Source organism: Micromonospora sp. NPDC049529, from assembly GCF_055586685.1.
The window spans coordinates 57177-80563 of record NZ_JBVJHT010000026.1 but is presented as its reverse complement, the minus strand read 5'-3'; the positions used below and the strand labels follow the sequence as shown (position 1 = coordinate 80563).

Annotated in this window: 18 protein-coding genes; 4 read left to right on the top strand and 14 right to left on the bottom strand. The window is 73.4% G+C overall.

The window, feature by feature from the left end; translation table 11 throughout:
• Positions 1-135 precede the first annotated feature (135 nt).
• Both ACZ6QQ_RS32840 and ACZ6QQ_RS32835 read right to left on the bottom strand, forming a co-directional pair.
• Positions 136-1518, bottom strand: a complete 1383-nt coding sequence (locus ACZ6QQ_RS32840) for an MFS transporter (RefSeq protein ID WP_465881569.1) — start codon at positions 1516-1518, stop codon at positions 136-138.
• Between the two features lie 246 nt (positions 1519-1764).
• Entirely contained in the window at positions 1765-1887 is a 123-nt protein-coding gene (locus ACZ6QQ_RS32835; RefSeq protein ID WP_465881567.1) for a 50S ribosomal protein L36, read from the bottom strand.
• 177 nt (positions 1888-2064) lie between these two features.
• On the opposite strand from ACZ6QQ_RS32835, the gene nhaA reads away from it, so the two are divergent.
• The gene (gene nhaA / locus ACZ6QQ_RS32830; RefSeq protein WP_465881565.1) at positions 2065-3954 is read left to right on the top strand and encodes a Na+/H+ antiporter NhaA; all 1890 of its coding nucleotides are present in this window, start codon (positions 2065-2067) and stop codon (positions 3952-3954) included.
• Positions 3955-3975: 21 nt separating this feature from the next.
• Here the strand turns inward: nhaA and ACZ6QQ_RS32825 are convergent, their stop codons facing one another.
• Positions 3976-6891, bottom strand: coding sequence for a CHAT domain-containing protein (locus ACZ6QQ_RS32825; protein WP_465881563.1), 2916 nt, complete (start codon positions 6889-6891; stop codon positions 3976-3978).
• Positions 6892-6953: 62 nt separating this feature from the next.
• Between ACZ6QQ_RS32825 and ACZ6QQ_RS32820 the strand changes: the two genes are divergently transcribed.
• Positions 6954-7352: a hypothetical protein gene (locus ACZ6QQ_RS32820; protein ID WP_465881562.1), complete on the top strand. Its 399-nt coding sequence runs from the start codon at positions 6954-6956 to the stop codon at positions 7350-7352.
• A gap of 832 nt (positions 7353-8184) precedes the next feature.
• On the opposite strand, the gene ACZ6QQ_RS32815 is transcribed toward ACZ6QQ_RS32820, so the two are convergent.
• The 3 genes from ACZ6QQ_RS32815 to ACZ6QQ_RS32805 all read right to left on the bottom strand — a co-directional run bounded on the left by ACZ6QQ_RS32815 (position 8185) and on the right by ACZ6QQ_RS32805 (position 11681).
• Positions 8185-10014 carry a serine/threonine-protein kinase gene (locus tag ACZ6QQ_RS32815; protein WP_465881561.1) on the bottom strand — a complete coding sequence of 610 codons (1830 nt, stop codon included), beginning with the start codon at positions 10012-10014 and terminating at the stop codon, positions 8185-8187.
• Positions 10015-10027: 13 nt separating this feature from the next.
• Positions 10028-10888, bottom strand: coding sequence for a protein phosphatase 2C domain-containing protein (locus tag ACZ6QQ_RS32810; RefSeq protein WP_465881560.1), 861 nt, complete (start codon positions 10886-10888; stop codon positions 10028-10030).
• Between the two features lie 115 nt (positions 10889-11003).
• The gene (locus ACZ6QQ_RS32805; RefSeq protein ID WP_465881559.1) at positions 11004-11681 is read right to left on the bottom strand and encodes a vWA domain-containing protein; all 678 of its coding nucleotides are present in this window, start codon (positions 11679-11681) and stop codon (positions 11004-11006) included.
• A gap of 227 nt (positions 11682-11908) precedes the next feature.
• Between ACZ6QQ_RS32805 and ACZ6QQ_RS32800 the strand changes: the two genes are divergently transcribed.
• A complete protein-coding gene (locus tag ACZ6QQ_RS32800; RefSeq protein WP_465881558.1) occupies positions 11909-12547 on the top strand; it encodes a response regulator in 639 nt (212 codons plus the stop codon).
• Positions 12548-12553: 6 nt separating this feature from the next.
• Here ACZ6QQ_RS32800 and ACZ6QQ_RS32795 read toward each other — a convergent pair whose 3' ends face one another.
• The 3 genes from ACZ6QQ_RS32795 to ACZ6QQ_RS32785 all read right to left on the bottom strand — a co-directional run bounded on the left by ACZ6QQ_RS32795 (position 12554) and on the right by ACZ6QQ_RS32785 (position 16009).
• Positions 12554-14284, bottom strand: a complete 1731-nt coding sequence (locus ACZ6QQ_RS32795; RefSeq protein ID WP_465881557.1) for a GAF domain-containing sensor histidine kinase — start codon at positions 14282-14284, stop codon at positions 12554-12556.
• Between the two features lie 67 nt (positions 14285-14351).
• A complete protein-coding gene (locus ACZ6QQ_RS32790) occupies positions 14352-15347 on the bottom strand; it encodes an Acg family FMN-binding oxidoreductase (protein ID WP_465881555.1) in 996 nt (331 codons plus the stop codon).
• Between the two features lie 92 nt (positions 15348-15439).
• Positions 15440-16009 (bottom strand): hypothetical protein, encoded by a 570-nt coding sequence (locus tag ACZ6QQ_RS32785; protein WP_465881554.1) that lies wholly within the window; start codon positions 16007-16009, stop codon positions 15440-15442.
• A gap of 188 nt (positions 16010-16197) precedes the next feature.
• On the opposite strand from ACZ6QQ_RS32785, the gene ACZ6QQ_RS32780 reads away from it, so the two are divergent.
• Positions 16198-16632, top strand: coding sequence for a hypothetical protein (locus ACZ6QQ_RS32780; protein WP_465881552.1), 435 nt, complete (start codon positions 16198-16200; stop codon positions 16630-16632).
• Positions 16633-16658: 26 nt separating this feature from the next.
• Here ACZ6QQ_RS32780 and ACZ6QQ_RS32775 read toward each other — a convergent pair whose 3' ends face one another.
• The 5 genes from ACZ6QQ_RS32775 to ACZ6QQ_RS32755 form a co-directional block, all read right to left on the bottom strand.
• Positions 16659-18410 (bottom strand): ABC transporter ATP-binding protein, encoded by a 1752-nt coding sequence (locus ACZ6QQ_RS32775; protein WP_465881551.1) that lies wholly within the window; start codon positions 18408-18410, stop codon positions 16659-16661.
• A 63-nt stretch (positions 18411-18473) separates the two neighbouring features.
• The gene (locus ACZ6QQ_RS32770) at positions 18474-20213 is read right to left on the bottom strand and encodes an ABC transporter ATP-binding protein (protein ID WP_465881550.1); all 1740 of its coding nucleotides are present in this window, start codon (positions 20211-20213) and stop codon (positions 18474-18476) included.
• Positions 20210-21151, bottom strand: a complete 942-nt coding sequence (locus ACZ6QQ_RS32765; protein ID WP_465881548.1) for an ABC transporter ATP-binding protein — start codon at positions 21149-21151, stop codon at positions 20210-20212. The genes ACZ6QQ_RS32770 and ACZ6QQ_RS32765 overlap by 4 nt, the downstream gene beginning before the upstream one ends.
• A 4-nt stretch (positions 21152-21155) precedes the next feature.
• The gene (locus ACZ6QQ_RS32760) at positions 21156-22223 is read right to left on the bottom strand and encodes a FecCD family ABC transporter permease (protein WP_465881547.1); all 1068 of its coding nucleotides are present in this window, start codon (positions 22221-22223) and stop codon (positions 21156-21158) included.
• Positions 22223-23188: a FecCD family ABC transporter permease gene (locus tag ACZ6QQ_RS32755; RefSeq protein ID WP_465881611.1), complete on the bottom strand. Its 966-nt coding sequence runs from the start codon at positions 23186-23188 to the stop codon at positions 22223-22225. Before ACZ6QQ_RS32755 ends, ACZ6QQ_RS32760 begins: the two co-directional genes overlap by 1 nt.
• Positions 23189-23387: the final 199 nt, after the last annotated feature.

Genomic DNA, 23387 nt, shown 5'->3' with positions numbered 1-23387 from the left:
AACAGGGACCCGCCCCCCGCCCCTGCTCCCGCCCACCCCCTCTCCCCGCCCCCCCCCCCCCCCCCCCCCCCCCCCCCCACGTCGTGCGGTGGCCGAGCCGCGTAAGGGACCGGGCCGGTGGCCGCCAACGCCTGGTCAGTCGCCGGCGCGGTGCCCGGCGAGCTGCTGGTCCGGTGCGGACCGGCCGGCGTCCGCGCCGTCGGCGGACTGCCCCTGCTCGGCCGGTTCCGACCCCACGTCGAGCGGGTGGGCCAGTTCGTCGTGCGGCATCCGGGCCAGGACGATCGCCAGTACGGCGACCACGGCGGGCAGCAGGCCGGCGATGGCGAAGGTGCCGGATAGTCCGATCGCCCCGCTCACCGGCCCGGCGACCGCCATGGAGAGCGGCATGAAGATCAGGGAGACGAAGAAGTCCAGGCTGGAGACCCGGCCGAGCATGTGTGCCGGCACCCGGCGTTGCAGCAGGGTGCCCCAGATGACCATCGGCGCGGAGAAGCAGAACCCCACCACGAACAGGGCGACGGCGATCAGCCACGGATGGGTGGCGAAGCCGACCAGGGCCAGCGGCAGGCAGCCCAGGCCCCAGAGCAGGTTCATGATGGTGAGGTAACGCCGGGGCATCCGCAGCGCGGCCATTCCCAGCGCACCGATCGCGCCACCCACCCCGAACGCCCCCAGCACCAGTGCGTGCGCGGCGGGTCCGCCACCGGCCCGGTCCTTGATCGCGAAGGGGACGAGCACCTCGATCGGGCCCATGATCAGCAGGATCAGCAGCGACGCGTACAGCAGGGTGGCGAGCAGCCAGGGCGTCCGTGCCATGTAGAGGAAGCCGTCCCGCAGGTCGACCAGGGTGCCCCGGACCGGGTGGTCGGTACGGGTCGGGTGGTCACCGCGCAGCGGAACCGGTCGCAGGGCCAGCAGGAACAGGACACCGGCCGCCTCCAGCGTGGTCACCACGAGCATCGCGGCCCCCGGTGACCAGGCCGCGACCAGGGTGCTGGCCAGTGCCGGTCCGGCCGCCTGCATGATCGTCGGCCGGAGCGTGCTCTCGACGCCGTTGGCCGCCATCAGGTCCCCGGTCGGCAGGATCGAGGGAAGCAGCGCGGAGTACGCCGGGTAGGTGAAGCCGTTTCCGGCGCCGATGAGCAGTGCCACGGCCGCGAGGTGCCAGAGCTCCAGCAGGTCGGTCAGGGCCAGCGCGGTGACCAGCCCGATGGCCAGCGTACGGCTGGCGGCCACCGCCAACAGGATCCGGCGCTGCGGGATCCGGTCGGCCAGCACGCCGCCGAGCAGTGCGGTGGCGAGCATGCCGCCGGCCATCGCGGCGGAGACGAAGGACAACTCGGACGGTCCACCGCCCATCGCGATGACCTGCCACACGAGGGCGATGATCCAGACCCCGGCGGCGAACAGTGACATGGTCAGCGAGCCGGCCAGCAGCCGGTACTGGCTGTTGCGGAACGGGCGCAGCGGCCCGCGCAGCCAGCCCGGTCCGGTCGCCCCCGTCGTGGTGGTCACCACTTCTCCCTCCGTACGTGCGGTCGTATGCCGCCATCGTGCCGGTAGGGCCTGACCAATTCGCGCGCAATCCCCATTCCGAAAGCCTGCAACCTCACCGGAGGTTGAGGTCAAGTGGTGAACCGTGAGCGGGACGATCGGGTGGTTGCGCCGAAACGCGGCCCGCCCCCTGGATCTATGGGGTGGGCCGCGCTGCTTGTCCTTTATGTTCAGTTAAGCGAAGTTTCGATACATATGTCCGGTCGGCTAGGCCTGGCGGCTCTTCCACCTCGGGTTCGTGCGGTTGAGCACCAGCACCCGCCCCCGGCGGCGTACCACGATCGAACCCGGCCGCTGCTTCATCGACCGTAGTGATCTGCGGACCTTCATGACTGCCTCCATCCGGTTCCGGGACCCGACCTGTTCAGCCGGTCCGCTCTCGACAACGCCCCCAGCACTGTCAAGATTCCCAGGTGAGAGACGGTGGACGGGGTACGGGCGTGATCAGCCCGGAGGGCGTTTTGTCGGGTTTGTCGGTGAACCCGGCTCGGCGGGGCGGGATGACCGGTGACTGATCCCTCCCCGTCCCGGATGGGCGGGCGGACCATCCGCACCCGTGAGATCACCGCACCGCTGCGCGTGTTCATCCGTACCGAGGCGGGCAGTGCCGGTGTGCTGGTCGCGGCCATCGTCGCGGCACTGGTCTGGGCGAACCTCGGCCCGACCTCGTACGAGGCGCTGTGGCGTACCGAGTTCTCGATCCGGCTCGGCGCCTTCGGCACCGCCCACGACCTGCGTACCTGGATCAACAGCGGGCTGATGACGCTGTTCTTCCTGGTGGTGGGGCTGGAGGCGCGTCGGGAGTTCGACCTCGGCGACCTGCGCGAGCGGCGACGGTTCCTCCTGCCGTTCACCGCCGGCGTGGTCGGCATGCTGATCCCGGTGCTGATCTTCCTCCTGGTGAACCGGGGTGGACCCGGCGCGCACGGCTGGGGCGTGGCGATGTCGACCGACACCGCGCTCGCCCTCGGTCTGCTCGCCCTGCTCGGACGCGGCGTACCGGACCAGGCACGGGTCTTCCTGCTCACCGTGTTCGTGGTGGACGACCTGATCGCCCTGGTGGTGATCGCCGTCGTCTACAGCGACGACATCAAACTGATGCCGATCGTCATCGCCGTGGCCCTCTTCGGCGTCCTGCTCGGCCTGCGCGCCCTCGGCCTGCGGCGTGGCGTCGTCTACGCGCCGTTCTGCGTCGCCCTCTGGGCCGCGCTGCTGACCAGCGGGGTGGACCCGGTGGTGGCCGGACTCGCCATCGGCCTGACCGCCACGGCGTACTCGCCGCCGCGCGGGGCCCTGGAACGCGCCACCGGGCTGTTCAAGCTGTTCCGGGAACAGCCGACCGCCGAACTCGCCCGCTCCGCCACCCTCGGCCTGGCCCAGACACTGTCCCCGAACGACCGCCTGCAACGCATGTACCACCCGTGGACGAGCTACCTGATCGTCCCGCTGTTCGGGCTGGCGAACGCCGGCATCGCCATCGACGGTGCCTTCCTCGCCCGCGCCTTCACCTCCCCGGTGACCCTCGGCATCCTGCTCGGGTACGTCATCGGCAAGCCGCTCGCGGTCGTCGGGGTCTCCTGGCTGCTGACCCGACTGACCGCCGGCCGGATCCGTCCGGCGGTCGGCTGGGCGGCGGTCCTCGGCAGCGGCACCATCGCCGGGATCGGGTTCACCGTGTCGCTGCTGATCGCCACCCTGGCCTTCGACGAGCCGCACCTCGCCGAGGCGAAGATCGGCGTACTGGCGGCAGCCGCCGTGGCATCGCTGCTCACCTGGGCCGTGTACCGGGTCACCAACGCGCTGCCGAAGCCGCGTCGGGCCCGGCTGCTGCTCGGTGAGACCGACCAACTCGTCGACCTCGTCGCGCCCGTCGACCCCGAGCGGGACCACGTACGCGGGCCGGCGAACGCCTCGGTCACCCTGGTCGAGTACGGCGACTTCCAGTGCCCGTACTGCGGACAGGCCGAACCGGTCGTACGCGAACTGCTCAGCGACGCCGACCTGCGCTACGTCTGGCGGCACCTGCCGCTGACCGACGTGCACCCGCAGGCGCAACTCGCGGCGGAGGCGGCCGAGGCGGCAGCCGCCCAGGGTGCGTTCTGGCAGATGCACGACCTGCTCCTGGACCACCAGGAGAAGCTCCAGATGAACGACCTGCTCGGGTACGCCGACCGGCTCGGGCTCGATCTTGAGCGGTTCCGCAGCGACCTGCTGCTGCACGGTCACGCCGGCAGGGTCGCCCGCGACCTCGAATCGGCCGACCTCAGCGGTGTCTCGGGCACACCCACGTTCTTCGTCAACGAACAGCGCCACTACGGGGCGTACGACATCACGACCCTGACCACGGCGATCAGGGTCGCCCGCGCCCGTGCCCGGATCGGCGACCGACCGAGCTGAGCCCGCCGGCGCCCACTCGGTTCACGGTCCGGTGTGGATCAACGGGGCCCACAGCTCGGGCCGGTCGGGCTGCTCCTCGCGAACCCGGGCGACCGCCAGGTCGAGCGCGTACGCGGCGCCGCTCGCGTCCGGCTCGCCGCCGGCCGTGAGGCGCGCGTACACCGCCTCGGCGACCTGGGCCGCGACCCGGTCGGAGACCGCCCACTGGCTGCCGATCACGTGTCGGTAGCCGGCGAGCTGCAACGCGGCGGTCAGGTGGATCGCCTCGTCGGGCAGGTCCCGCCCGCCGGCCGCGGTCCGGCACGCCGACAGGTACGCCAGGTCGGCGCCCGCACCCTGCGCCGCACCGGAGCGGGCCGCCATCGCCGGGCTGGACGACAGGTCCAGCACGCTGAGCTGACCGTCGCTCAGGTGCAGGGCGCTGGCACTCGGGTGGTCGAAGTCCTGCCGGGCGTGGCAGGCGAAATGCGCCCAACTGTGTTGGCCGAGCGCGGCGAGCACCGCCGAGGTGGTCGCGCCCGGCCCGCTGAGCAGGCGTACGCCGGGCAGGTTCGCCCCGACCGCGCGCAGTTCGTCGGCGACCGCCGGCAGCGGAGGCTGACCGGGCGTCTGGGCCAGGCCGACCGCGAACACCCGGGCCGGTCGCGCCGGCGCGGGCCCGGACCGGGCCCGCAGCAGCGCGCCGAGGCTCGACGTGTACGAGGAGACCACCCGCGCCGCCACGGTCGGCCGGCGCCGGTCGCGCAGTTCCCTGCCCGCTCCGTACCGTCCGGCGGCGTGCAGCGGCAGCAGGGTCAGCGGTCCGGTGGGACACCACCACACCCGGCGCCGACCCGTGAGTGCGTCGACCTGCCCCGGTCCGGCGGCCGGTGCCGGGCCGAGGATCTCGTCGAGCGCGCCGCACACCGGCTCGGCCAGGGTGTCCCACAGCCACCGCTGGATCGAGATCAGGGTCTGGCGCAGGTGCGTACGAGCCAGCCCGCCCCGGCCGGACTCGGCCTCCCGCTGCGCGGCCAGCAGTGCGCCGGCCCGGTTCTGGGCGGTGTCGTGGTCCAGCCACGGCAACCGCACCGGGTACACCTCGGTGGGCGTCACCACGAGCGCGTCACTGCGCCACCGGGTGGTGTTGACCAGGATGACGGGACCGTCGCTGGCGGCCCACCGCAGCGACTCGAACCGGGGTGCGGCGAGAAACTCCTCGAATCCCGGCTGGCGCCGGGCCTCGGCGAGCAGCCGCTCCCAGTGCTCCGCCAGCCGGCGCCGGTGGTCCGCCTCGCCGGCCGTCCCGGAACCCGTCGCGGTCGCCATCGCCAGCCACTCGAAACCGCCCGCCGGGTCGGGACCGCCCACCCGGCCGGTCACCCAGTCCGCCCCCTCGCCGTCCAGCGCGCGCCGGGTCTCGTCCAGCCGCGCGGCCAGGTCAGGGGCCACCACCGCCAGGGCGGACAGGTCACTGCGGGTCTGCACCGCCTGGGACCAGAGCACCTGCCGTCCGTGCTCCAGCAGTTCCACCGCGCGCCGTGGTTGACCCGCGGCGAGCGCCCAGGCGGCCGCGTCCGCCCCCAGCCCGGCCGACTTCGCGAGCCGCTGCTCCTGGACCGACCGGTCCAGCCCCCGCCAGGCCAGCACCGGCAGCAGCCCCACCGCCGCCGAGTACGCCTCCAGCGCCAGGGTGGCATCGCCGACCTCGGCGGTGGCGTTCGCCCAGGCGGTCGCGGCTCCCATCTTCACCTCGATCGGTCCGAGCCGCGAACCGACCGCCGACCGCCACAGCCCGACCGCCGAGTCCAGGTCCGCCGCTGCACCGGTGATCATGTGGCGCACCCGGAACGCCGTCGCCAGTACGCTCAACGCGCGGGCCCGGTCGGGATCTCCCGGCGACAGCCCGGACAGGGCGACCCGGCCGATCTCGATCGCCTCCTCGACACCCGACGGGTCCCCGCCGAGGCGGGCCCGGACCAGCACCATGTTGGCGAGGTTGGAGCGGTGGATGGCCAGTTTCGGGTCGTCCGTGGCCGCCCCCTCGACCGCCTCGCGGGCGGCCTGCACCGCCACCTCGATCTGCCCGCCGGAGTCGCCGGTGAGGAAGTGTCCGAACAGCACCACCGCGTGGTTGGCCAGGAACTGTGACCTCATCCTCGGGTACGCCGGCAGCATCGAGACCACCTCCCGGCTGGTCCGGGTGGCCTCCTCCAGGTCCGCCACCGGCCCGCCGCGCATGTGGCGCTGCCACAGCGCGTGCGCGAGGTTGGCCTGCACCAGCACCCGCTCCACATGTTCGGCCGGCAACGCGGCCAGCATGGCGCGGCCCAGCTCGACCGCCTCGTCGGCGTCGGCCATCCGGCCGAGTGCCATGAACCTGCTGATCAGGCAGGTTGTCAGCAGCCCCTGGCTGATCATCAGACCGACCGGGTCGTCCACCGCGGCGACCGCCGCTCTGGTGAGCCGTACCGCCTCGTCGAGGTCGGCGAGCTGGCCGAACCGGGTGTACCGCAGCCGGCGGGCGTACCCGAGGTTACGCAGTGCGCCGGCCCGGTCCTGCCCGCTCGCGTCGGCCACGGCGGCCGTGCCCTGGCGCAGCGCGTCGTCCAGGTCCGCCAGGTCCCCGGTGGCCTCGTGCCGCTGGCACAGGGTCCAGCAGAGCTGGGACCGGGTCAGCGGTTCGAGGGGGTTGCCCGGTCCGACCAGGTCGACCGCGGCCCGGGCGGCGTCGACGGCGTGGTCCAGGGAGGTCAGCGGGTCGGACTCGCGTACCCGCAGGACGATCAGCTCGGCCATCACCACCAGCGCGACCGGGCGGGCCGGGTCCGCCTCCGGTACCCGCCGCAGCAGGTCCTCGGCCAGGGCGATGGCCGTCAGGTCCCGCTGCTGCCGGTACCGTTCGAGCAGCTCGACCGCCAGGTCGACGGGGTCGTCACCTTCCTCCGGTACGGGCATCCGACCAGTAGATTGAACGGTGCGTGTTACCGTCAAGACCCTTCGTCGAGGGAGTCTCTACAGTGGATCGTTCGCTCGAGTCGACCGAGCGGCAGGCCCTGGCCAAGCTCTGTGCCCACCTGCCGGCGGCACGCGACCTGGCCGAGGCGGGATCCTGGTCCGACGACCTGGACTGGTGGGTCGGCAAGGTCCGCGACGGTGGGTCCGCGGTGGAGATCTGCCGGAGACTCGATCTGCTCGGCGGCGAAACGGACACCGACAGCCACGAACACCCATCCCGGATCGCCGGACCGCCGAACAGCACCGGCGGCCGACTCGCCGGGTTGTCCGACGTCGTCCTCACCGGCCGCTACCGTTGCCCCTCGGGCCGCTGCCCCCGCCGGGGCCAACGCGACGACCTGGGCCGCACGCCGGTCTGCGAAGTGTCCGGCGTGGCCATGCTGTTCCACGCCGACCCGTGATCGAGATCCTGCTGGGCGAGGTCGGCCGCCGGCTGTCCGACCGGTGGCTGGTCCGGGCGGTCGGCCCCGGACTGCTCTGGTGCGCGGTGGCGGCACTCGGGGCGTTCCTCGGCCACTCCCGCCCGTTCCGGTTCGACACCGCGCTCCTGCGGGCCGAGTCCGGCATCGACGAACTGCTGCGTCGCCCGACCCTGGTCGTGCTGGGCGCGGTGCTGGCCGTACTCGTCGCCACCGTGGTCGGCCTGACCGCACAGGCGGTCGGTGCGCTGGTCCGGGCCGGCTGGCTCGGACAGTGGCGGGGCCCGGCCCGGCCCGCCTCGGCCCGGCTGACCGCGCGGCGCCGCAAACGCGCCCGCGATCGCCTCGACGTCGACCGGACCGCCCTGCCGAGCGCCTACCTGCCCGAGCGGCCCACCTGGATCGGCGACCGGATCCGGCTGGCCGAGGTCCGGGTGAGCGCCCAGTACGGCCTGCGGCTGGGACTGATCTGGCCCCGGCTGTGGCTGCTGCTCGATCCCGAGGTCCGGATCCTGGTCCACGACGCGCGGGACCGGTTCGAGCACGCCGGCACGTTCGCCGGCTGGGCGGTGCTGTACGCGGCACTGGCGCCGCTGTGGTGGCCGGCCCTCCCGGTCGGTCTCGCGCTCGCCGGGTACGGCTGGTGGCGGGGCAGGCAGGGAGCCGCCCTGTTCGCGGACACCGTGGAATCGGTCGTGGACCTGCACCACCGCCGGCTCGCCGAGGCGCTGGGCCACGCCACCGAGCCCGGCCGGCCGTTCGCGTTCTCGACCGCCGACCTCGTCAACGACCAGCTGCACAAGGGAGCGACCCCCTATCCACAGCGCCACGACTCCGGCGCGGTCATCGAGACCACGTCCCACACCGAGTCCTCGACGACGAGCGAGAGCCGGGACCGCCAGCAGGTTGCCGGCCCGTTGTCCGGGTCGGTCTGAAAGACGACGTTCGCCTCCGGTCGACCGGCCGATCCGGTCCGCAGCCCGATCAGGGTCGCCTTCGCGTACGGGGCACGGCGGGCCAGTTCGGCGAACCTGCTCCGCTGCGTCGCGTCGGGCGTCGCCCCGTCCAGCCCGCTGAAGGCCCCCTCCGCGTCGTCGTCGTTGAGCGAACACAGGAAGCGGGACGTGGCCGACGAGGCCGACCTGACCCGCTCACTGTCCTCGTCGAGTCCCGGGCCGACCTCCGAACCCAGGAAACAGAGCATGGGCAGTGGCATCCGGAAACTCGGCCCCAGGATCGACAGGTCGGGTATCCCCGGTAGTCCCGAGATGCTGGGCAGTCCCGGATAGCGGGGGTACGCCGTCAAGCCGGGCAGGCCGGCCGGGCTCTGCGGCAGGGCCCGGTACGGTGCCATGGTCGGCAGCTGGTTCACCGGGGTGCCGCCGCCGACGCGGTCGGTCGTACCACCGCCGTTGAACAGTCCGGCGACCATCGCCACGACGATCGCGGTCAGCGGGACGATCCACTCCCAGGGCAGCCGTCGGGCGTTGACCGTCGCCGACGTACGCGTCGCCATGCCCGGACCCCGACCGGGTCGGAAGCCGGCGGTCCCCGGTGCCCGGCCCGCCGGCCCACCGCCCGCGGCTCCGGCCCGGCCCGGCTGGTTGCCCGCCGGGTTGCGCAACCGGCCCGGTACCAGCCGGATCCGACGCCGCAACGGTGGCCGCCGTGGCCCGTCGGGAATGCGGGTGATGACCGAGTCCAGTTCGGTGATCCACTGCGCGGGCAGGGCCCGGCGGGCCGGATCGGGATCCAGGCTGCGGGCGGCCAGCGCGCGCAGCGTACGTGGCAGGTACGGTGCGGCGGCGGCCGGATCCCGCAGGTGCTGGTCTCCGGCGAACAGTCGGACGGCGAACAGGCCGAGCTTGTACGCGTCGCTGGCCGGGGTGGCCAGCTCCTCCGCCGGCACCGCCGGCCGCAGACCCGGACCGGCCCCACTCCCTCCGATGCCCCCGCTGCTCGGGCCGGTTCCGTCCGGGTCCGCCCCGTCCGGTGCGTCGGCGGCCGGGCCGTCCGAACGGGTCGGCACCTGCCATTCCGGTGTCTCCGCCTGGGCCAGGACGGAGTCGCCGTCCAGACGCATCGCGTCGCAGTCGATGAAGTAGCAGCGCGGCCGGGCGGTCGGGCTGAACAGCAGGTTGTTCGGGGAGAAGTCGCCGACGGCGATCCCGAGCCGGTGGAACAGGGCCAGCGCCTCGGCGGTGTCGCGGAGCAGTTCCATCCGCAGCCGGTCGCCGATGTCGAGCCCACGGGCCCGCAGGTAGTCCTCGCTGTTGAGCAGGTACTGGGCCTGGGCCAGCACGGTCGCCGGCCCACTGGGCAGGCGCAGGGTGACCCGGTACTCGTCCGGCACCCGGGGCATGAGGAACCCCCGGACCACCCCACCCTTGCGGACGATCGCCACCGGCCAGGCGGCGAGCCGCAGCAGCACCTCGGCGTCGGGTGCGCCCACCTTCTCGGCGAGCCGAACGAACCGGACCAGCGAGGCGACGTCCACGTCGTCCACCAACTGGGGTGCGTACTCCTTGAAGACCAGGTCCGGGGTGAGCTCCGGGGCGTAGACGGTGCCCTGGCCGCCGACACCGAGCCGGGTCAGCGTCCCGAGCCGGGCCAGATCGACCTCGGGTACGGGTGGGTCCGCCATCGCCGCCCCCCCGCTACCGCTCGACGCTCGGCGTGTCGGTCTGCACCGGCCACACCGCGAGCACCGTCCGGTCGTCGTCGTGTACCGCCGAGTCGAAGTCCAGCAGCCAGGCGAGTCCGGGCAGCGTCGGCGGATCGGCCAGGCCGGCGGCGAACAGGTCGCCGACCGTGCCGGTGCCGTCCCCCAGCGGTTCCGCGAACCCGTCGGTGCCGAGCACGAGCACGTCCCCGACGGTCAGCTCGACCTCCACCGGTACGACCGCCGCCGGCACGCGGGGCAGGGCGGACACCCCGTCCGGAAGCAACTCGGCGGCGGGTCCGACCGTCGGGAACAGCGGTGTCCATTCCGTACCGCGCAGGGTCCAGGCGGTGGAGTCGCCGATCCGGGCGAGCCAGCCCCTGGCGCGACCCGGTCCGTCCGGCCGGACGTAGGCGACGACGACGGTGGTGGCCAGCAACCGTTCCGCCGCCTGCGGATCCGGCTCGCCGACACCGAGCTGGCGGGACGCGTACTCCACCAGGGACCAGCCGGCGCAGCGCATCAGATCCGGCCAGTCCAGGTCGGTCACCCCGTCGTCGAGCGCCCGCGACAGGTAGTCGACCACGGTCCGGCAGGCCATCGTCGCGCCGAGGTGGGACAGGGGAGCGCTGGACACCCCGTCGGCGACCACGGCGATCACCGCGCCACCGGGGTGCGGTACGACGGCGCACTCGTCCTGCCGGGGCTCGCCCAGGAAACGGTGAGCGGCACCGCGTACCGAGGCGCAGCGTACGTCGAAGTGCTCCGACGACCAGCCGTCGGCGACCATGTCGGGCCGGTACGGCCCGGCCGACGTTCCCCGGACGGGGAAGGGGGCGGCCGGGCGCCCGATCACCAGCGGTGCCCAGGACGCCGGGGTGTCCCCGTGGCGCGCAGGTGGAAGGTCGGCGTCACGTCCGCCGGAGGGGCTCGTCCGCACACCCGAATCGCCCATGGTCTGCCGCCCCCGCCTAGACGACGTCCAGTGCCATCCGGAAGTTGTCGGGTCGTTCGACGACGAGTTCCGCGTCGCCGCCGCCGACGGCCTGGCCGGACTTGATCACGCTCTTGGTGAGCGCGGCGCAGAACTCGGCGATCGCCAACCCCACCTCGACGCCGGGGGTGGCGACGAAACCGAACTCCGGCCGGGTGGCCACCTGCAGGATGGTTGCCGCGCGGGCGTCGCCGATGCCACAGGCGATGATGTTCGGCGCGGTCGGCGTGCGCTCCCGGTCGACGAGTTGGCGGTACGGCTGTTCCCACTGCCCCGGATCGGTGGGCTGCCCGTCGCTGAGGAAGAACACCGCGGGTCGGTGCACCGAGAAGCCCTCCCGCTTGAGCGCCCGGACGTCGGCCGGAATCCGGTCCAGCAGGACCGAGAACGCGGCGCCGTAGCTCGTACCGTCGCGTACGGACAGTCGCGGCAGGGCCGCCTCGGCGCGCAGGTCGGCGAGGGCCAGGTGCACGATCACGTCGTTGGAGAATCCGAGCACCGAGAACCGCACCTTGGCCGCGGCCATCGGCTCGCGCAGCAGGGCGTCGTGCAGTGAGGTGAGTCCCGCGTTCAGCTCGTCCACGACCGGTGTCATCGACCGCGACTCGTCGGCCACCAGGTAGACCGGCAGTACCCGCCCGGACGTCTCTGACATCAACCCTCACCGATGACTCGCAGGGAACCGGTGGGTCCGGGGGAGTGCCCCGAGTGGCCCGCCGCAGGGAGTCACCGACTGTATCACGACCATCACAATGGTCTATGTGTCCCATTTTCGCCCGCTCCGCACCACGGTCCCTTTCCCGGTCCGGACTGCCCGGCGAGGCGCCGGGGCGGGACCTTCGGCCCTGTTCACGAGCGAGCCGGGGCGGGTAGAAACAACGGATGATCCGTGTTTTCCTGCTCGACGACCACGAGGTCGTCCGCCGTGGCCTGGCCGACCTCCTGCACACCGCCGGGGACATCGAGGTGGTCGGCGAATCCGGGTCGGCGCGGGAGGCCACCGTACGGATCTGCGCGCTGCGGCCGGACGTGGCGATCCTCGACGCCCGGCTGCCCGACGGCAACGGCATCGACGTGTGCCGGGACGTACGGGCGGTCGAGCCGTCGATCCGGGGCCTGATCCTCACCTCGTACGAGGACGACGAGGCGCTCTTCGCCGCGATCATGGCCGGTGCCGCCGGTTACGTGCTGAAGCAGATTCGCGGCACCGACCTCGTCGACGCGGTGCGCCGGGTGGCGGCGGGGCAGTCGCTGCTCGACCCGGCGGTGACCCAGCGGGTGCTGGAGCGGGTCCGCAACGGGGTCGAGGCGCCCCGGGAGCTGAGGGCCCTGACCGAGCAGGAGCGGCGGATCCTGGAGTACGTCGCCGAGGGGATGACCAACCGGGAGATCGCGACCAAGATGTTCCTGGCCGAGAAGACGGTCAAGAACTACGTGTCGAGCCTGCTGGCAAAGCTCGGGCTGGAGCGACGCACCCAGGCCGCGGTGCTGGCCACCCGGCTGCTCGGCCCGCGTACCTGACCGGTCTCAGTCGCGCAGCGGCACGTGCCAGCGCACCGTCGTGCCGTGCGGCGTCACCGGTCCGACGGTGAACTCGCCGCCCAGCCGCTCGGCCCGCTCCCGCATGTTGGCCAGGCCGCCCCGGGCCCGTCCCGGGTCGGGTGTGCCGCCACCGTTGTCGTCGACGGTGACGGTGAGCCAACCCGATTCGACCCGTACCCGCACGGTCAGCCGGGTCGCGCCCGCGTGCCGTACGACGTTCGACAGCGCCTCCCGCAGCACCGCGAGCAGTTCGGGGCGGGTCGCGTCGGGCACGGCGCTGTCGACCGGTCCGACGATCTCCAGGGCCGGCCGGAAGCCGAGCGCCGCCGTCGCGGTGTCGACCTCGGCCCGGATGTCCGTGCGCAGCGCGGCGCTCATCGGCGTACGCAGCTCGAAGATCGCCCGGCGGATGTCCCGGATGGTGGAGTCGAGCTCGTCCACCGCCGCGTTGATCCGTTGCCCGACCTCCGGCCGGGCCGCCAGCGGCACCGTGCTCTGCAACTGCAACCCGGTGGCGAACAGTCGCTGGATCACCACGTCGTGCAGGTCGCGGGCGATCCGCTCCCGATCCTCCAGCACGACGAGCAGTTCGCGCTCCTCCTGCGCCCGGGCCCGTTCCATCGCCAGCGCCGCCTGGGCGGCGAAGCTCGCCAGCAGCGGCACCTCGTCGTCGCCGCGCTGCCCCGACCCCGCCGGATACGCCACCACGAGTACGCCGTGCAGCGTCCCGGCCGCCGACAGCGTGCAGACCACGGCCGGGCCGTCGGTCACCCGTACCGGCCAGTCGGCGGCCTTGGCCAGGCTCTCCACGACGGTGTGCCGGCGGTCGGTCACCGAGGTGGCGAACGTCGCGCCGACGGCCGGCAGCAGCATGCCGACCGGTGGCGCGGTGCTCACCTCGGCCGCGTCCACCACCTCGACCACGAACTGATCGGCCTCCTCGTCGTAGAGCAGCACCAGGACCAGTTCGGCATCGGCGAGCTCCCGCGCCCGGCGGGCGACCAGGGCCAGCGCGTCGGTTTGGCGCACCTCGCCGAGCAGGACCGAGGTGATCTCGGCGGTGGCGGCGAGCCAGCGTTCCCGGCGGTGGGCGACCTCGTAGAGGCGGGCGTTCTCGATCGCGACACCCGCGGCGGCCGCCAGCGCGACCGCGATCTCCTCGTCGTCCTCGGTGAACTCCCGCGCGGCCTGCTTCTCGGCCAGGTACAGATTGCCGAAGACCTGGTCCCGGATCCGGACCGGTACGCCGAGGAAGCTGTGCATCGGCGGGTGGTGCGGCGGGAAACCGTACGACTGGGCGTGCTCGGTGATGTCCGGCATCCGTACCGGGCGGGGGTCGGCGATCAGCAGCCCGAGCACCCCCCGACCGCTCGGCAGGTCACCGATGTGCGCGTGCTGCTCCGGGCCGATCCCGTGGGTGATGAACTCGGTCAGCAGTCGGTCGGGGCCGATCACCCCGAGCGCGCCGTACCGGGCGCCGAGCAGTTCGCAGGCCGCCTCGACGATCCGTCGCAGGGTGCTGCGCAGGTCGAGGTCGGAGCCGATCGCCACCACGGCGTCCAGCAGGGCGCGCAGCCGCTCACGGCTGGTGACGACCTCACCCACCCGGACGAGCATCTCCTGCAGCAGCTCGTCCAGCCGTACCCGGGACAGCGGACTCAGCCCGAGCGAGGGAGCGTCGCGCCGGTCGGCGTCGGGCCGTTCTGACGCGTGCATGCGCCGATGCTATCGAGCAGGTCGGCGGCGACCCGAGCCGCCCGTACGCGGGCACCGGCACCGGCGCTCACAGCGTGGCGATCTCGACCAGGCCGGACGGGGAGATCCGGGGCGTGTGCGGCGGTCCGGGTTGGTCCGGGTCCGCGATGCCGAGCCGGAGTACCAGGTACGGATGACCGAGACCGGACAGCAGCCGGCGCAGCAGCTGCCGGGTACCGGCGACCTCGATCGCCACGCTGAGCGGCAGCACCGACACGCCGAGCACCTCCGCGGTCAGCCAGGCCGCCGAGAGGGCCTCGCCGGCCCGCAACCAGCTCGCCGGTTCGTCGTCGTCGCCGTACAGCAGCAGGTAGGTCGCGGCCCGGTCGTGGCCGGGCCCGACCACGAGGGTCCCGGCCCGGCCGAAGTCGCGGTCCGGCACCGTCGTGTGCGGCGCGTGCCCCGGCAGTACGCCGGCCGTCAGCCCCACACCGCCGCGCGCCGACCGGCCGGTCCAGTACGCCAACTCGGCCCGGATGGCGGGATCCGCCGACTCGACGTTCGCCGCCGCGTCGGCCGCCGAGGCGAGGTCGAGCACCTGGTCGCGGGTGAGCGCCTGCAGCCGGGCCCGGCCGGTGACCGCCTCCTGGATCGCGGCCAGTGCCGGGGCGGGCACCGGCTGGTCGCTGACCGGCCGACGGTCGGTACGGCGGGTCGCCAGCGCCTCGAACAGCTGCCTGCCTCTGGCCGTCACCGGCGTGCGCGTTCCCGCCGTGAGCGTGGCGAGCAGGTCCGGTCGGTCCGGGTCGGGTGCGGTGTCCACCTCGGCGGTCCAGCCCTGGGCCCGCAGCGCCACCAGCGCGTGGTGTAGCGCCGCCCCGCAGCTGATCGCCAGCAGCCGTCCCTGCGGATCGGTGGCGGGCAGCTGACGGTCCCGTTCGGCGTGCAGTTCCAGCCGGTCCGGGTGGGCCGACCAGCGCCACGGCTGCGTGTTGTGCACCGAGGGCGCGTAGCCTGCCGCCACCGCTGCCCGGGCGAGCACCGTCGCGGGCGCACGTTCCGGTACCGAAGCCGGTTCGACCATGGCGATTTCTCCTGTCGTCTGATGTTTCTTTTGTCGGTCCGCCGGTACGGGCCCGACCCGCCCGCGGCGCGGGTGGGTCGGGCGTCGGTGCGCTATCTGAGCCAGGGCAGACGGGCCACGATCGGCAGCCGGGCCCAGGTCCGTCCGAGTCCGAGGGTGTCCCCGGCGGCGGTCAGCGCGAGCCCGGCCAGGACGGCGGCGTTGATCAGGTGGTCGTCCATGAAGGGGTTGTTCTCCGGCGGCAGGACGACGGTCCACATCATCACGAAGAGCAGGCCACCGGCGACGGCGGCGACCCGCAGGCCGATGCCGAGCAGGAGCGCCACCCCGATGGCGGCGAGACCGATCATGAACAGCCAGTCCGCCCACGCGCTGCCGGCGATGCCGTTGTAGAAGTCCTTGAACGGACCGGCGGCGCCGAAGTTCAGGAAGCCCTGGGTCGGGCTGCCGCCGTTGATCCAGGCCGCCTTCGACTCGGTGTCGTGGCCGAGCCCGAAGGTCTTGTCGAGGAAGGCCCAGAGGAAGGTCCAACCCAGGGCGATCCGAACACCGGCCCAGACGTACCGGACCGCCTGCTGCCGTACGCCTGCGACCTGCTCCGCGCGCTGCTCGGGAATCGCTGCGGTCCTCGGCCCGGTGTGCCGTTCGGCCATCGCGGTCATTGTCCCCACGTCCTTCCTGGATATCCGGCCAGGCGCTCTGGCTACCTCCATTCGACGCCTTCCGGCGGGTGGGCAGCAGAGGCCGTGGTCCCGTACCGGGACGGGACTTTCGGCCCCTTGCGACGGGACCTGCGTCGACCCGCGACGGCGCCTCGATGACCGTCCGGCTGGTCCGCTAGCCTGCCGGCGTGACCGATCATGTCGACCCCGTGCGGGTCCACCGTCCCTGGTTCCGCAATCCGAAGACGATCGGGGCGGTGGCGGCGGTCTGCGTCGTCGGAATCGGTACCGGGGTGGGCGTCGCGGTACTCGGCGGCGACGACCGGGAGATCCGGATGGAGGTCACCTCCAACTCGGACCGGGTGGCGGGCATCAACTGGCGTGGCCCGGACGACAACAACAAGATCCATGAGCTGGGCGGGCTGACGGAGACCATCGCGACCCCGTGGACCGAGAGCATCGAGGTGACCTCGGCCACCGGCGTGGTCGTCCTCACCGCGCGGGCCGCGCCGGGAGGTAACGCCAGCTGCCGGCTGCTCGTCGGGGACCGGGTCGTGGCCGAGCAGACCGGCGGCATGTTCGTCACCTGCACGATCTCCGCCCAGCGGGCCTTCCCGGCCTGAACCTGCGCCGGGGACCGGTCGGCGGATCAGCGCTGTTGCGACCAGGCCTGCCAGAGTGTGGCGTAGTGGCCGGACGTCCGGGCGACCAACTCGTCGTGGGTGCCGGAGTCGAGCACCCGACCGGCCTCCAGCACCACGATCCGGTCGGCGGTGACCGCCTGGGTGAGGCGGTGGGCGACCACCAGCGCCGTACGACCGCGTAGCGCCCGCTCGGCCGCGCGTTCCAGCACCCGCGCCCCGGCGCTGCCGGCATCGGCGGTCGCCTCGTCGAGGATCACCACCCGGGGATCGGCCAGCAGCACCCGGGCCAGCGCCAACTGTTGGGCCTGGGTCACCGAGAGCTGGTGCCCGCCGTCGCCGACGACCGTGTCCAGCCCGTCGGGCAGCCCGAGCGCCCAGTCCAGCGCCTCGACCTCGGCCAGGGCGGCGCGCAGTTGCTCGTCGGTCGCGTCCGGCCGGGCCAGCCGCAGGTCGTCGCGGAGCGGCCCGGCGAACACGTGCACCTCCTGGGTGACCACCGCGACCGTCCGGCGCCGCTGCTCCGGCGGCAGTTCGCCGAGGTTCACCCCGCCGAGCAGGATCGTGCCCGCCGTCGGCCGGTGCACACCGGCGACGAGCTGGGCCAGGGTGGTCTTGCCGGCCCCGCTCGCCCCGACCAGGGCCACCCGCTGCCCCGGTGCGATGTCGAGGGTCACCCCCGACAGCACCCGCCGGCCCGGCAGGTAGGCGTACTCGACGTCGACCGCCTTGACCGAGGCGTCCACCGGCGTGGGGTTCTCCGGCGCGGTGGGCGGGGTGTCGAGCTGGGTCACGCCGACCAGCCGGGCCAGGCTCGCCGTCGCCACCTGGGCGTCGTCCACCAGCCGCAGCGCCGAGTTGATCGGGCCGAACAGGTTGTGGAAGTAGAGCGTCGCGGCGGCGGTCGTGCCGATGGTGACCGCACCCGCGTCGGTGAGCAGGAAGCCGACCACCAGTACGGCGGAGAGCCCCACGAACTCCGCCAGGTTCAGCCGGCCGTAGAAGCGGGTGATCAGCCGTACGGCGCGCAGCGCGAGCCCGACCGCGTTTCCGGACCGGTCGGTCACCAGCTCCAGGTGGTGCCCGTCGAGGCGCAGTGCCCGTACGGTCGGCGCACCCCCGACGCTCTCCAGCAGCTGCTGTTGCTGGGCGCCGACGGCCAGCCGGTGCGCGGCGTACAGCGACGGGCTGCGGCGCAGGTACCAGCGGACGGTGTGCCACTGGATCGGGACGGCCAGCAGGGCCGCCAGCAGGAAGCGGTAGTCGAGTACGGCGAGGCCGGCCAGGGTCAGCCCGATCACCAGGACCGAGCGGACCAGTTCGGGCAGCGCGCCCCGGACGGCCTCGGCGATCGCGGTGACGTCGTTGGTGACCCGTGAGGTGAGGTCGCCGGAGCCGGCCTGTTCCAGCCGTCCCAGTGGCAGGTGCAGGGCCCGGTCGACGAACCGTTCGCGCAGGTCGGCCAGCATTCCCTCGCCCAGCCGGGCGATCATCCCGATCCCGATCGCGGTGCCGGCCGCCTGGGTGAGCGCGATCGCGACCAGCAGCAGCGCCGGTACGCCGAGCGCGTCGACCGTGCCGCCCCGGGTGACCAGGTCGACGATGTGTCCCAGCAGCGGCGGGGTCAGCAGGCCGATCGCGGTGGCGGCGGCGAGTACGCCGAGCGAGCCCACGGCCAGCGCCCTGCGTCCGCGCAGCAGGTGCCGTACCGCCGCGGTGGTCTGCGCCGGGGTGGCGATCGGTAGCACGTGCGGGGTCACTGGTCTCCCTCGGCGGCGTTGCGTGGCGGCATTGGGTGGCGGTGGTAGGGGTGCTGCCGGTGGTCAGGCGAGGACGGTGGCGCGGTAGCGCTCGTGGTCGCGTACCAGGTCGGTGTGTCGCCCGACGACCGGCTCCCGGTCGCCGTCGAGCAGCACCACCCGGTCGGTGACCGCGAGCAGTGCGGGGCTGCCGGTGACCAGGACGGTGGTCCGACCGGCCCGCAGTTCCCGCAGCCGTACGGCGATCCGGGCCTCGGTGGCGGCGTCGACGGCGGTGGTCGGCTCGTGTACGACCAGCACCGCCGGGTCGGCGTTCAACGCGCGGGCCAGGGTGATCCGCTGGCGTTGGCCGCCGGACAGTGACCGCCCGCGTTCGCCGACCGGGGTGCGCATCCCGTCGGGGAGCACCGCGGCGACCTGGTCGACCGAGGTGGCGGTGAGCACCCGGTCGAGTCCGTCGCCGGTCCCGCCGACCGCCGTGACGTTCTCCAGGACACTGCCCTCGAACAGCACGGCGTCGTGGGTGGCGGTGAACATGGCGGTACGGACCAGGGCCGGGTCCAGGTCGGTCAGCGCGACCCCGTCGAGGGTGATCGTGCCGTGTGCGGGGTCGCTCTCCCGGGCCAGGTGCCGGACCAGTGCGTTGGCCGCCGCCGGTTCCGGGGCGACGACGCCGATCAGTTCGCCGGGTGCCACCCGCAGGTCGTCGACGCGCAGCGGACCGTCCACGATGTCGCGCAGCCGCAGTTCGCCCCGGACCGGGGTGGGCAGGTCGAGTCCGCCGGAGCGGGCCGCGGGCGGGGCGGCGTGCACTGCCGCGACCCGGGCGGCGGAGGCACGGGCCTGGGCGAGTTCGGCGTTCACCCAGCTCACCAGCGACAGCGGGTTGAGCAGGAAGAGTGCCAGCCCGACGGCGGCGATCAGCTCGCCGATGGTGATGTCGCCACGGATCGCGAGCCGTGCCCCCCACAGGGCGACCACGGCGATGAACACGCCGGTGACCGCGATCAGCGCGCCGTCGTGCCAGGCCTGGGCCTGCGCGGCGCGCAGGGTGGCGGCCAGCGACCGACGGTTGATCATCCGGTAGCGCGCCCAGGCGGCCCGTTCGGCGCCGATGCCCTTGAGGATCCGCAGGCCGGCGACCAGGTCGGCGGCGACCCCGGAGGCGTGTGCCGCGTTCTCCTGCTCGGCGGCGCTGCGCCGCTGGAGCAGGCCGCCGAGCAGGTGTGCGATCCAGAGCACCGGCGGCGCGCCGAGCAGGATCAGCAGACCCAGCGACACGGACATGTGCAGCAGGGCGACGGCGGTGGTGGCGAGTGCGGCGAGTGCCGCCGCGGCGGCGGTCAGCGCCATGTTGACCGCGCCGACCCGGCTGGCGTCGCTGGTGGCGATGTTGACCAGCGCCCCGGACAGGTGTCCGCGTTCCACCCCGCCGTACGGGGCGAGGACCCGCCCGGTCAGCTCGCGGCGGATCTGGTGCGCCGCCTGTTCGGCCGCGCGCTCACCGGCCCGCGCGGCGAACCGGTAGCTGGTCGACAGCCCGGCGAACACCAGCCCCAGTACGGCCAGCCACTGCACCAGCGCGGAGGTGGAGCCGGTCGCCACCGCCCGGTCCACGACCACCCCGATGATGACCGGCACGAGTGCCTCGCCGGCCTGGTGGCCGATGGCGAGCAGGCTGCCGAGGGCGACGTACCGGCCCTGTCCGGTGACCGCCCGGCGCAGGATCCGGCGGGCGGTCGGGGCGGGCGGCCGGGGTGTGCCGGACGTGTCCGGTGCGTCCGGCTCGGTCGGCCGGGTCATGCCACGGCCACCGGGGCGGTACGGGTTCCGTGGTGCCGACCCATCGGGATGATCATGGGGGTGCCGGTGACCGGGTCGACGGTGATCTGGCAGTCCAGGTCGAAGACCTGCTCCACCAGCTCCGCGTCGATCACCTCCGCCGGGGCGCCCTGCGCGACGATCCGTCCCGCCTTCATCGCGATCAGGTGGTCGGCGTACCGGCTGGCCTGGTTCAGGTCGTGCAGCACCATCACGACGGTGCGGTTCTCCTGCCGGTTCAGGTCCACCACCAGGTCGAGTACGTCGATCTGGTGGGCCAGGTCGAGGAAGGTGGTCGGCTCGTCGAGCAGCAGCACCGGCGTACCCTGCGCGATGGCCATCGCGATCCAGGCCCGCTGACGCTGGCCACCGGAGAGTTCGTCGACCGGTCGGTGCGCGTGGTCGAGCATGTCGGTGGCGGCGAGCGCGTCGTGCACCGCCCGTTCGTCCGCCGTGGACCACTGCCGCCACCAGGTCTGGTGCGGTGCGCGTCCCCGGGTGACCAGGTCGATCACGGTGAGCCCGGCCGGGGCGACCGGTGACTGGGGCAGGATCCCGATCCGGCGGGCCACCTGCCGGGTCGGCATCGACTGGATCGACCGGCCGTCCAGTTCGACCGCTCCGGCACGCGGGGGCAGCAGCCGGGCCAGGGCCTGGAGCAGGGTGGACTTGCCGCAGGCGTTGGCGCCGACGATCACCGTGATCCGGCCGGGCGGGATGGCGACCTCCAGGTCGTCCACGACGACGACCTTGTCGTACCCCAGCCGCAGCCCTCTCGCGCGCAGGTCCGGCGGTGCGGACCGGCCGGCGACTGCCTCGGCACCGAGCGGGGCGGGTGGCGGGGAGTCGGCGGTGGATCGCGGGTCGGGCGGTGCGGCGGCGGGGTCGGGCGTGGCGCGGCCGGGCGGTTCAGCGATCACGGGGTCAGCCTCCGGAGCCGGTGCGGTTGGCGCGGGCGAGGAGCCAGAGCAGGACCGGGGCGCCGAGCACCCCGGTCACCACCCCGACGGGCAGGTGGTCGTCCGGCAGCACGTGCCGGGCGATCAGGTCACCGGTGAGCACGATCAGCGACCCGGTGAGGGCGGAGACCACCGGGGTCGGTGCGGCCGTACCGGACAGACGCTGGGCTATCTGCGGGGCGACCAGGGCGACGAAGAGGATCGGCCCGGCGGCGGTGGTGCCGAACGCGGCCAGCCCGACGGCGGCCACCAGCAGCGCCAACTGGGCCCGCGCGACGGGCGTGCCCAGACCGGTGGCGACCGCGTCGCCGAGTTGCAGCGTACGCAGCCAGCGGCCGAGCAGCACGGTGGCGGGCAGTAGCACCGCCAGCGCCAGTCCGAGCGGGCGTACGTGCTGCCAGCCGCGTTCGTTGAGGCTGCCGACCAGCCAGCCGACCGCCTTCTGCGCCTCGAACGGCAGCGCCTTGGCGAGCAGGTAGTCGGTGGCGCTGGTGCACATCCAGGCGACGCCGATGCCGACCAGCACGATCCGGTACCCGGTCGCCCCGCGTCCGCGCGAGAGCAGGTACACCACCAGGGCGGTGACCAGTGCGCCGAGCAGTCCGAGTGCCTGGGTGCCGAGTCCGGCGCCGAAGCCGAGCACGATCCCGGCGACCACCGCGGTCTGCGCCCCGGCGATCACCCCGATCATGTCCGGGCTGGCCAGCGGGTTGCGGGTCATGGTCTGGAACACCGCGCCGGAGATGCCGAAGGCGGCCCCGACGAGCAGACCGACCAGCACCCGGGGCAGGCGCAGTTCGTTCACCACGAGCAGGGTGCCGGGGTCGCCGACGCCGAACAGGGCCGGGGCCACGTCGGTCACCGCGATCGGGTAGTCGCCGGTGGCGACACCGAGGCAGAACACCCCGAAGGTGGCGACCGCGAGCACGGTGGCGACCACCAGCACCCGGACCGAGACCGCGCCGGAGACCGCGCCCCGGCCCAGCCGGAAGGTGGCCCGCCCGGCGCTGGTGGAGAGTTCGAGCAGGGCCATCAGAGTTCCGCCAGCCGGCGTCGGCGGACCAGGGCGATGAAGAACGGCGCACCGAGGAAGGCGACGATGATCCCGACCCGGATCTCGCCGGGCCGGGCCACCACCCGGCCGGCGATGTCCGCGGTCAGCAGCAGGATCGGGGCCAGGACCAGGGTGTACGGCAGCAGCCAGCGGTAGTCCGGCCCGGTGATCATCCGCACCAGGTGCGGTACGACGAGTCCGACGAAGACGATCGGTCCGGTCACCGCGACCGTGGCGGCGGCGAGCACGGTGATCGCCGCCGCTCCGGCGAGCCGGATCAGGCCGACCCGGCGGCCGAGTGAGGTGGCCACCTGGTCGCCGAGGGCGAGGCTGTTCAGGGCGGGGCCCAGGGCGAGGGCGGCGACGATGCCGACGGCGAGGAACGGCAGCACCCGCAGCAGGGTGCCGCTGGTCTGGCCGGCGATGGAGCCGGCGGTCCAGAACCGGTAGCGGTCCAGCGCCAGCGGGCTGGCCAGCACGATGGCGCTGGTCAGGGAGCCGAGCAGCAGGGTCACCCCGACCCCGGCCAGGGCCAGTTTCACCGGTGTGGCGCCGCCGCGTCCGACCCCGCCGAGCAGGTAGACGGCGGCGCTGGCCAGTAGTGCGCCGAGGATGGCGAACCAGATGTAGCCGTACAGGCCGGTGATGTGCAGCACGGCGCTGGCGGTGACGATGCCGAGGGCGGCGCCGGCGCTGACGCCGAGCAGTCCGGGGTCGGCCAGCGGGTTGCGGGTCAGCCCCTGCATGACGGCGCCGGCCAGGCCGATGGCGGCTCCGGCGAGCAGCCCGAGGACGGTACGCGGCAGCCGCAGTCCGCGGACGATCGCCAGGATGTCCTCGGGTGTCCCGCCGGGGTCCACGAGGGAGCGCACGACCTGGGCCGGGGGGATCTGGCGGGCGCCGATCGCGATCGACAGTAGGCAGACCACGCCGAGGACGAGCATCCCGGCGCCGAGCGCGACCACGTGCCGTCGGGTCCGCCCCGGCACGGTGGGTGGCCGGATCGGTGTGCTCACGTGGTCTCCCCTCGCGGTGGTGTCATCGGCGTCGGTGATCGTCGCCCGACACGGCTGCGAGCATCCTACGGCTTGAGGTTAGGTAAGCCGACCCTTACTATATGGCAACCTCTCCTCGGCCGGTGCC

Coding starts and splice junctions, on each gene's coding strand:
- ACZ6QQ_RS32835 (WP_465881567.1), bottom strand. CDS start 1,887: ATGAAGGTCCGCAGATCACTACGGTCGATGAAGCAGCGGCCGGGTTCG.
- ACZ6QQ_RS32825 (WP_465881563.1), bottom strand. CDS start 6,891: ATGCCCGTACCGGAGGAAGGTGACGACCCCGTCGACCTGGCGGTCGAG.
- ACZ6QQ_RS32815 (WP_465881561.1), bottom strand. CDS start 10,014: ATGGCGGACCCACCCGTACCCGAGGTCGATCTGGCCCGGCTCGGGACG.
- ACZ6QQ_RS32805 (WP_465881559.1), bottom strand. CDS start 11,681: ATGTCAGAGACGTCCGGGCGGGTACTGCCGGTCTACCTGGTGGCCGAC.
- ACZ6QQ_RS32800 (WP_465881558.1), top strand. CDS start 11,909: ATGATCCGTGTTTTCCTGCTCGACGACCACGAGGTCGTCCGCCGTGGC.
- ACZ6QQ_RS32795 (WP_465881557.1), bottom strand. CDS start 14,284: ATGCACGCGTCAGAACGGCCCGACGCCGACCGGCGCGACGCTCCCTCG.
- ACZ6QQ_RS32790 (WP_465881555.1), bottom strand. CDS start 15,347: ATGGTCGAACCGGCTTCGGTACCGGAACGTGCGCCCGCGACGGTGCTC.
- ACZ6QQ_RS32785 (WP_465881554.1), bottom strand. CDS start 16,009: ATGACCGCGATGGCCGAACGGCACACCGGGCCGAGGACCGCAGCGATT.
- ACZ6QQ_RS32770 (WP_465881550.1), bottom strand. CDS start 20,213: ATGACCCGGCCGACCGAGCCGGACGCACCGGACACGTCCGGCACACCC.
- ACZ6QQ_RS32760 (WP_465881547.1), bottom strand. CDS start 22,223: ATGGCCCTGCTCGAACTCTCCACCAGCGCCGGGCGGGCCACCTTCCGG.
- ACZ6QQ_RS32755 (WP_465881611.1), bottom strand. CDS start 23,188: ATGCTCGTCCTCGGCGTGGTCTGCCTACTGTCGATCGCGATCGGCGCC.